8 protein-coding genes and 1 pseudogene are annotated in these 8,981 nt (G+C 32.9%); 5 read left to right on the top strand and 4 right to left on the bottom strand.

All coding sequences use genetic code 11. From position 1 onward, the window contains the following. Positions 1 to 56: 56 nt before the first annotated feature. Together ACLNCS_RS08410 and ACLNCS_RS08415 are read right to left on the bottom strand one after the other, a co-directional pair. Complete coding sequence (locus ACLNCS_RS08410) at positions 57 to 869, bottom strand: replication initiation protein (RefSeq protein WP_424848265.1); 813 nt, start codon at positions 867 to 869, stop codon at positions 57 to 59. Positions 870 to 1,469: 600 nt separating this feature from the next. After that, positions 1,470 to 2,102, bottom strand: a complete 633-nt coding sequence (locus tag ACLNCS_RS08415) for a hypothetical protein (protein ID WP_424848267.1) — start codon at positions 2,100 to 2,102, stop codon at positions 1,470 to 1,472. A gap of 1,074 nt (positions 2,103 to 3,176) precedes the next feature. Between ACLNCS_RS08415 and ACLNCS_RS08420 the strand changes: the two genes are divergently transcribed. The 4 genes and pseudogenes from ACLNCS_RS08420 to ACLNCS_RS08435 all read left to right on the top strand — a co-directional run bounded on the left by ACLNCS_RS08420 (position 3,177) and on the right by ACLNCS_RS08435 (position 5,560). Beyond that, positions 3,177 to 3,563: a hypothetical protein gene (locus ACLNCS_RS08420; RefSeq protein WP_424848269.1), complete on the top strand. Its 387-nt coding sequence runs from the start codon at positions 3,177 to 3,179 to the stop codon at positions 3,561 to 3,563. 7 nt (positions 3,564 to 3,570) lie between these two features. Further along, positions 3,571 to 3,827: pseudogene (locus tag ACLNCS_RS08425) on the top strand (type IIL restriction-modification enzyme MmeI); the annotation flags it as partial. Between the two features lie 545 nt (positions 3,828 to 4,372). Further along, positions 4,373 to 5,152: a hypothetical protein gene (locus ACLNCS_RS08430; RefSeq protein ID WP_424848271.1), complete on the top strand. Its 780-nt coding sequence runs from the start codon at positions 4,373 to 4,375 to the stop codon at positions 5,150 to 5,152. Between the two features lie 231 nt (positions 5,153 to 5,383). After that, the gene (locus ACLNCS_RS08435) at positions 5,384 to 5,560 is read left to right on the top strand and encodes a hypothetical protein (protein WP_424848273.1); all 177 of its coding nucleotides are present in this window, start codon (positions 5,384 to 5,386) and stop codon (positions 5,558 to 5,560) included. A 359-nt stretch (positions 5,561 to 5,919) separates the two neighbouring features. Here ACLNCS_RS08435 and ACLNCS_RS08440 read toward each other — a convergent pair whose 3' ends face one another. Both ACLNCS_RS08440 and relB read right to left on the bottom strand, forming a co-directional pair. Then, the gene (locus tag ACLNCS_RS08440; protein ID WP_424848275.1) at positions 5,920 to 6,201 is read right to left on the bottom strand and encodes a type II toxin-antitoxin system RelE family toxin; all 282 of its coding nucleotides are present in this window, start codon (positions 6,199 to 6,201) and stop codon (positions 5,920 to 5,922) included. Next, complete coding sequence (gene relB / locus ACLNCS_RS08445; RefSeq protein WP_424848277.1) at positions 6,194 to 6,430, bottom strand: type II toxin-antitoxin system RelB family antitoxin; 237 nt, start codon at positions 6,428 to 6,430, stop codon at positions 6,194 to 6,196. The genes ACLNCS_RS08440 and relB overlap by 8 nt, the downstream gene beginning before the upstream one ends. Positions 6,431 to 7,656: 1,226 nt before the next feature. Between relB and ACLNCS_RS08450 the strand changes: the two genes are divergently transcribed. Continuing rightward, the gene (locus tag ACLNCS_RS08450) at positions 7,657 to 8,955 is read left to right on the top strand and encodes a plasmid recombination protein (RefSeq protein WP_424848279.1); all 1,299 of its coding nucleotides are present in this window, start codon (positions 7,657 to 7,659) and stop codon (positions 8,953 to 8,955) included. Positions 8,956 to 8,981: the final 26 nt, after the last annotated feature.

Raw genomic sequence — 8,981 nt, forward strand, 5'->3', positions numbered from 1 at the left:
TCTCTTCTAGAAAAGGACTTGCATATGCAAGTCCTAATTCTTAATACATGTTCAAATTACAAAAATTCGTGGATATCTGTCTGATGTGATGCTTTCTCTGCCTCTATGATTACATCTGCAGTGGTTGGCATCCGTCTATCCCTAATTACCATCTCATACCCGATAACTTTTCGTCCTTTTTTTACAGTTGTTAAATCTATATCAGCGTTGAATTTCATTTCTAATTCTTCGCATGCCACCATTAGAGCGTTCCTCTTAAACAAACCTGCAGGCCATGACTTTTCTTCACCCAAGAACCAATCTTGCCATTCCTCTAAACTTCCCTTAATGGTTGTATATTCTCGATTTCCTAAGCGATATGCTTCCCAAAGTTTCATCAAGATCAAAGAATACTTTGATTTCACATTTCCTAACTCATCTAAATGGAATGAATAGTAGTTTCTTTTCAACTCAAAAACTAAAGGTCCGGCATCTTCAGAGAATTTAAACTCTACAAGGCCATCCTCAATAAATCTTATTCTGCTGAAAAGTTGAGTCATGATTATTGATCGTCTACCGTCAGGCAATGTTTCAGGAATATATAGAGCGGTATTCTCGTTAAGTCTCGAAAAAGCTTCTGCAATTCGTCTATAATTCTGACCGTTTTTAGTTAAGCCAAAGTGCTTCATAATGTCAAGACTATGAACCGTAAAGACATCACCAACTCTACTATCTTTCGTTACAGATGAAAAACAGTAGTCTAAAACCTTATGTTCAAAAGCTTTTAAATTACCAAATGCTTTGGCCAAGTCATTCGCCTGGACAACTAAATAATTTTGACGAGAAGCTAATTCTTCATAGATTTTACTGGATTTTCTATTTGATACCATCTTGTTTACCTTTTACTATGTTTCCTATTATGCTATATTCTATCAATTTTTAATTTTATAGTCAATAATGGGGTACAAAATAGTCATTAATGGGGTACAAAATAGTCATTAATGGGGTACAAAATAGTCATTAATGGGGTACAAAATAGTCATTAATGGGGTACAAAATAGTCAATTATTTATCTGTAACCCCTTGGTATTGCTGGTTTTCTGAGGTCGACAAAGTAATATAAAGTAATATAAAGTAGGTCAGAAAGTAAATTAGAAAGTATCTTCTTAAGAAAAAAATCTATATTTTATTTTTAAAAAATAAAAAAATCTTTCACTCAGTTCACTATTTTCTATCTAAATATTTACAAATAGAAAATTCTTAAATAACCAAACATTTTATACTTGATAAAACAAAGATTAAAAAAACACCCTTGGTCAGTACAAACCTTGGGTGTTTTTTGGGAGAATCTTATTTCTTAAGATCGTTATCTGGCATAAAGTATAAAATTATAAAAAATGGGAGTAACAGTAAATTGTTCCATAAAGAGTTAGAGAATAACCCAATACAAAAATGTATCAAAAATATAACTGTCAAAATTATCTTCTTAATCATTGAAACTCTAGCCCCCAAATGTTTACTCCGGGAGTATAATTAAATACAATACCTCCAGGGCAATAACCTAGAACCAATCCTGCAGTAGCTAAAATTTTTGATACAATAGCTTCAGGAATCCAGAGTCCCCCAAGAGTTATTCCACCTCCGAGATAATTAACAGTAGTTTTTGATAACCATACTCTAGCTCCCCACCAATAAAATCGGATAGCATTTTCTCCTTCTTGATATCCAGAAACAGAACGAAAAGCAAAACTAGAACGGTTTACATCCTTAACTTTCTGGAAAACGGTAATACTATCTTGAGAAACCACCTTATACTCATTTGAAGATAACTTAATGCTATCAATTGCAGCATTTGTTTCTGATACCTTGGTTTTTAAAAGATTGTATTCAAAATCAGAAAGCTCAAAACTAGCATTTTCATCTATTGCAAAATGATTTGAAGCATCTAAAAATACATACTTATCCAAACGATTCTTTTGCTCTTCTGATAAAGTATATTCCTTTGATTTTGCAACTGTTACTGACTCATTAGCCTTAACTGTCTCAGCTAATGGAAAACTAGCGCTAATAAATACAAGTGATGACAATGACAATAAACAAAGATATTTCAAAGATTTTTTCATGGCATTCTACTCCTTTATTTTTAGTTAAAGCGCTTTACACTATCAATATAGTCCTATTTCCAATAAAAAACAAGTCTATAATTTAAATTTTTTTTATGTTATAATAAATAATTGGGGGGAAAAAATAAAATAACTATAAAAATCTGATTTTCTCTACTCCAAAAACATATATAGGGTATTTACAGCCTATACCCGACAGAGAGTCTGGACCTCTGAGATATCCGTTTCCAGTCACCCAACGATAAAGAGGCGCCTCCAAAATAGTATGGCATAGTTTTGACAGATTTTCACAACACATGTTACAATTAACGTATGAAAATGTAGTGCACAAGCACACCGAAGCCCCTAAGGAATCTATTTCCATAGGGGCTTTTTTGTTTCCACTGCGAAGCACAAACAAAAAGAGAGCCTAAGCTCTCTTTACACATTATCTGTTTCCGATCAAAAAACCAATAAAAGATTTTTAGAAACTTTCAACTCCACACATCCTACTCTGATATAATCATACAAAAAATAAAGGAGAACTGCTATGAAAAAACTTATTTTATTTATAACTACCTTTCTAACTCTTCTTTCATTTACTGTTTTTACTCCATTTACATAAATTTGTAGAAGGGTCCTCTACAACTATGATCGTATCATGAGGGAAAAGAGACTTTTTACGCTTTTCACTACAGTACAAAATTCAAGACGTCATCAGGAGCCATATTTTGGCCGTTAAGGGACTTTTTGATAGAAAGTCGGATAAATACACCTTGAACTCTCTAAGGGGCAAATATAGCCTTATATGGGCTTAAATAAATATTTACTTTTTTATTTAGAGCTCCTTGATGGTAGCAAGCAACAAAATCAGATAAAAAAGCCTGCAGTATGACGACAGAAGAAAATTGGAACAAGCAGCAGGAACTATCAAAAAGAAGGCGTTGAAATTTATAGCTTGTATAAAAGGATATTCTCAAAGATTTCATGATTTTCATACATATTATGTGTGTAGAATTGTGTAGAATATGCTACAATATATCTACACAAAGCGTTATTATTGTATAGATGTCGATTTTAGTGGAGGAGAAAAAAATGAGTGTTCAAATAAGTATCAGAGTATCTAAGGAACAGAAAGAGAAACTTGTAGAATTAGCTAAAAATGAAAACAAGACAATCACGCAGTACATACTTGATCATTGTATTGTAGAAGATAGCTACACAGAATCTAGCAGTGTAGATGATGCTAGCAATCGTGTAGAAACTGTATTGCAGGAACAAATTAAGAAGCTCCGTGAGGATTTTGATAACGAACGACGTTTTTTAATCTCTCAGATTGATGAAAAAGATGAACAAATTGCAGATATGTTGGACACTAACAAAAATCAACTCCAACTTATTGGAGCACTGACTATCAAAAATGAAACATTACTTTTAGAAACAAAACAAAGCTGGTGGCAACGTTTGTTTTCAAAAAAATAACTGATTAGAAGTTCAAAAAGAGAAGATTTCTAAAACTGCTCAAGCTATTCTTGAAGCACGTGCACTATATCCAGAGAGCTCATTGGCGGATCTCTATGATGAGTTAACCATGCAGTCGAACTTAGACGAGCTCACCAGGCTAACGATAAAGCAGTTATGGAATCTTATGACATGAAAAAAATCGTAGACGGTAAGAAAACTTGGTTAACTGAAAGTGAAACAGTTGCACGATTATTTGAGATGTATGAAGAGATAACAAAATAGACCTCCGTGAGGTCTATTTTTTGTATAACTGCCTCCAATTTGCGTTTTTTCATACAAAAAATACGCATTTTTGATGCTGACATGATGATTCTGAGCGTTTTTCAGATTTTTTCGTAAGTAATATATCGCTGAAATACCTAGAGCCTCAAGGACATGAGCGTTTTTAGATATATAACTTTCCGAAAAAGACCAATTTTTCGGAAAGTTAAGGTGGCATCTATATTTTAGAAAAAATAGTTTCTAGAAATGTTGAAGATTTTCGAGGATTCTATACTTGCGACAGTTTAACTAATCAGCCAATGAAATTCTTCGTTTGTGATTTGTATAAACATCATTTTAATGAACTTGGGGTGTTCAAGAAATCTTATCAATTAGGGGATAAAAATAAATTGGAAATAAGACCAATTATTAATATATAATTATTTGACTTTTTGTTTTTTAGAGAGTAGAATCAAATTGAAGATGATCCCTATACAATATAATCTTATTGGAGGTGTTTATTAAAAAGAGAATTTTTTTTGTTGCTTTGTTTTATTAAAGAAAGTGTGAAAACGATGAAAAAAATATGCAAAGTTATTACAATTTTTATTGTAGCTGTTTTTACTGTAGTTCATTTTTCTCCGTTAACTGTTTTTGCGGATAGTTTTGAAGAGACAACAACGTACATAACATCTGATATGGCATACTCATTTTCTGATTTAAATGATATTGCTAAAAGAAGTTGGGATGTAAAGAATGAACAAGAGGTAAATAACTATAAACAGTTGGCTATAGCTTCTTTATCAAACATAATATTGCATTCGGATGTAGAAAATTTGAATGTGGATGATGTTAGAGTTGTGAAGACTCGGGTAAATGGGAGCGAGTATACTTCAGTTAATTTTGGTATTAAAGGAAGTTATAGCTTGTTGAGTAACTTAAATTTACTTTTTGATTCAAATAATAAACTAGAATATTATACAGAAACTCTTATAACTAGAAATCAGACTAATACATTCAATATTCAAGTTTTTGCAAACGGGTCATTACTTGAAGAGAAAAAAACGGATATACCTTACCTGACTAATACACAGATCAGAGAAGGATTAGAAGGATTAAAGAGTTTGAAATATGAACGAGAAAATCGAGACGTTTGGGCAATTGCAGGATGTATTGCAGCTGTTGCGGGAGTAAATGGGCTTGTAGCTAAGCTGATTGCTGGAACATGTGTTGCAGCTTGTACAGCAGCACCGATAGGAGGAGTTGTTTGTGCTGCTTGTATTGGCGGAGTTTGTGCTGTAGGCGCTGCTGATATTGCTGCTATTGTTTCTTGTTTTAAATTATGATTTATAAATCTAAAAAGAAAAAAGTTGATAAAGATCTTATAAAGGTTTTACTTGTATTTGTAATAGGGGTCGTTTTGGTATTATTAATTCCTATACTTTTTAGTCTTTTTATAGTTAAGTAAGTATAGTAGAGCTTGTTCTGAGGGACAGGCTCTACTGATTTTTTGAGAATCCATCAAGTAGACCATGGAATAAAGTAAGCGAAGGTTTGAAACGTGGTACAATAAAGCTATGAAAAAAGTAGGCGAATTAAAAGAAAAAGTGATTAAGTTTTTTGGATTATCGTATGAAGCTGGATCAGGAATTTATTTATCACCAAAACGTAAACGGCATCTGGAGAAACACCGAGATGAATTTGCGGATTTTGATGAGAGCGTCTTTTTTAAAGTTGTTTGTCGGTTGCAGTAAGCAAAAAACAATTTTAGAAAGGACATTTTTTATATGTCAGAAATACAAAATTCAGGAGTTAGCCAGCTCCAACATTTACAATCTTTGCAGTCTCAATCTAAGTCTAAAGCATCTAATATGATTCAGTTAGATGATCTTGTAGGGGTGTACCTAGGGCAGAACCAACTGAGCGTTTTTCAGATTTATTCGCAAGTAACTTATCTCTAAAAACTCCTTTGAGCGAGTATTAAGATAGTTTCTTAGACCCTAGCAAATAAAAGTTTGCTAATACCCTTTCGTAGCTCCCCATTTTTTAAAGGTTTCTTCACGAAAAGATCAGTCTGCAAACTGATCTTTTCTTTTTTTGTTGATCTTTCTATTTAAAATTTTTTCATCTTATAAACTTCTGATCTATGACCTACTGTCATATTCGTAATCACAAATTTATCGTTATTAACTTCAGCAATGATCCTATAATTTCCCGCTCGAAATCGGACATATCCTGAAAAATTTCCCTTCAAAATCTTCCCTGGAGAAGTAGGAAAATCGACGTTATTTAAATGCTGATCAATCCATCGCATGATAAAACGTTGATTTACACGATCCAATTTTTTCATTGCCTTATCAAAAGTATCCGCATATTCAACTTTATATTTAGCCATAACGTTTCATCATTTCTTCATGAGAAATGGTTTTTCTCCCTCCATCAACCCATTCTTTATGAGCTTGATCTGCCATTCTTATATCATACATATCCTCAATTTTTTCAACCACGGCTTGTCTGATAAAGTCAGTTTTAGTAGTATTATTTTCTTCAACAACAGTACTTAAAATAGAGTTAAGTTCTTGACTAAATCGTACAGAAACCGGTGTAGTAACAATGTTATTCATAAAGCAATTCTCCTTGTAGTTTTTTTAAATACATTATACTCCGAAACTGACAGCTTTGCAATTATTTATTTAATTCTCAAAAAACAAATTTACATACAAATACTTCAGTAATTGAACTGCTATCTAAATATGATGGAGATAGATCTGTCCGCTTTTCATCTCGGACTGGCAGCAGCTACCGTCTTAACTATTACGACAATGAAAAGGAAAAACGAAGTCATGTATCAATTAACAACTTAGTTATGATCGACAGCGATATTTCAAATATTTCGTTAGAACATACAGCAAGACGAAAAAAAGAAATGATACGAAACAACCGTTAGTTGAGCTTAATACTATCTCGATTTATGAGCCGCTGGAAATCTCGTATGATGAATATATGTCGAATCGCAAACACTAACTACAATAATAGCTTAGTTAAAAAGGGAGTTATACGCTCTCTCTTTTTTTGTCTGCGCAGTTCGCGGACAAATCGCACGCTAATTCGTGCGATAAGCGAAGACCATTTTTGCTGATAATTTTAGCGCAGCTGAAATTATTTTGTTAGCAAAAGATGGGCAAGCAAAAATTGCAGTGGGCAATTTTTTCGGTGCGGTGTCCGCGCCGATTTTTTTCGAGTCCACTTTTGTGGGCCGAAAAACGCAGTGAATTTTTTGGACCATGATGGACCAAAAAAGGGGTGCAACCCATGGCCCTCGGCAGAGCGTTTTAGTTTTGTACGTTGCGCAGCAATGTCAAAACTACAAAAACGTTACTCTTTGTCAAAGAGTAACAGAAACTCTGCTTGATCCGAGAGAGATATTTTTATTTACAACTGATTACATATCGACAATAGTTGGCGTGGAATAGCGATAGCCCCACGCCGTAGCCCAACATTTTGGGCTAAATGTTTCTCTTTAAACTGCTGAAACTATATAGAAATCCATAGATTTAAAAATCATGGACTTATATAGTAGTCCATGATTTCTGAAAAGATGGATTTTATAGTGTTCCATAAATTTTGAAAAGATGGATTTTATAGTGTTCCATAAATTTTGAAAAGATGGACTTATATAGTGCTCTATAAATTCTAAAAAGATGGTCACTATATAAAACCATCTTTTTGAAAAACAAATACTCAAATAAATTTGTTAATCACGTTTTTAACGGAAATTTTCAAAAATTTTTATTATCTTTTGCTTTTTGTGGCATACTACTATCACAATAGTAAGAGAGGAAATAAACTAATGAATCAAATGACCATTTCTTTTAAAACAAAAACTGGCATGACAAATATACGTCATAATAACAGAGATCTGAGCGAAGAAGAGTTTAAGAGTAATGAACACAAACATATAAATCGTGAATTGTCCGACGAAAATATAACGATTATTAAACGTGACATAAAAGAAGTCTATCACGATGAATTTGACGATGCTTTAAATACTTACAATTTAAAACAACGGAGGAAGGATAGAAAAATTGAAGACTACTACAAACACGTTAAAAAATCAAAGACATTAGATCTGCAACGTGAATTTGTAGTCTCAGTAGGTAATAAATCCGACTGGGAAAAGATGGATTTCAATAAAAAAAGAAAAGTAGGAGAGGCTCTAGCAAGCTACGTAAGAGATTTTAATGAACGGCACGATCATTTAGTCATCTATAATGCAGTTGTCCATTTAGACGAAGATGGAGCTCCTCATGCTCATTTCAATGTTGTTCCTATTGCTGATGGATATAAAAATGGTCTTTCAAAACAACCATCTTTTTCAAAAGCTCTCCTCCAGGAAGGATTTAAAGAAAAAGGCCGTGGCCAACTTAAACAATTTCGTGATCATGAAATTGATAGGATTCAATACTTTATGAAAAACCTTAATATCGAACGCAAGTTAGGTCAGACGAACGATATTAAGGATATGCGAGAATATAAAGAGACTATGCGACAAATTGAATTACAGAAGCAGCAACAACAGAATGAATTGCAGCATTTGAAAAATGAAGTCGCAAACATGTCAGAAGAGTTGGATAAAGCAAAATTAGAAGATCAAACTATCAATGCTATGTTACGTCTTAAAATGATCAGTGAAACAGAAGTAGATAAAAGTCAATTTGAAATCAAAGAGCGAGGGCTATTTAATAATCGTGAACGTGTTGTGATTGTTCCTGAGGATGAGTTTGATAGAATAGCCATGAAGGCGAACTATAGCCCATTGTCGAATTTGTTGAACGATTTTAAAGAGTCTATTCTTCAAATAGGGTTCATTAAAAAGTTACATTCTACAATTTCATCTTTAAAGAACGTAATCAGAGAACTGAAAGCAGAATTCCAAAAAGAGAAAGCTCACTTGGAAAATGAAAATCAAAATGCTTGGTCTAAGTATTTTGAAGCTAAGAAAGAAGCTGATAATTATAAACGTTTTAAATCAGAGTTTGAAAGATATTTATCTGAAGAGGAAAAAAATGAGATCTCAGATAAAATCTATGAACGTCAAGAAGCTGAAATTGAAGGAGGTTTGTGGCAAGATTTTGATTTAGATCGTTAGATAAATTAAGGAAATTCTTATTCTTT

It is taken from the genome of Streptococcus sp. CL9.43 (assembly GCF_049737935.1).
GTDB classification, from domain to species: Bacteria; Bacillota; Bacilli; order Lactobacillales; family Streptococcaceae; genus Streptococcus; species Streptococcus infantis_I.

What these genes read in the sequence shown, in the direction of transcription:
- ACLNCS_RS08410 (WP_424848265.1), bottom strand. Translation starts at nt 869, where the DNA reads ATGGTATCAAATAGAAAATCCAGTAAAATCTATGAAGAATTAGCTTCT.
- ACLNCS_RS08415 (WP_424848267.1), bottom strand. Translation starts at nt 2,102, where the DNA reads ATGAAAAAATCTTTGAAATATCTTTGTTTATTGTCATTGTCATCACTT.
- ACLNCS_RS08420 (WP_424848269.1), top strand. Translation starts at nt 3,177, where the DNA reads ATGAGTGTTCAAATAAGTATCAGAGTATCTAAGGAACAGAAAGAGAAA.
- ACLNCS_RS08435 (WP_424848273.1), top strand. Translation starts at nt 5,384, where the DNA reads ATGAAAAAAGTAGGCGAATTAAAAGAAAAAGTGATTAAGTTTTTTGGA.
- ACLNCS_RS08440 (WP_424848275.1), bottom strand. Translation starts at nt 6,201, where the DNA reads ATGGCTAAATATAAAGTTGAATATGCGGATACTTTTGATAAGGCAATG.
- relB (WP_424848277.1), bottom strand. Translation starts at nt 6,430, where the DNA reads ATGAATAACATTGTTACTACACCGGTTTCTGTACGATTTAGTCAAGAA.
- ACLNCS_RS08450 (WP_424848279.1), top strand. Translation starts at nt 7,657, where the DNA reads ATGAATCAAATGACCATTTCTTTTAAAACAAAAACTGGCATGACAAAT.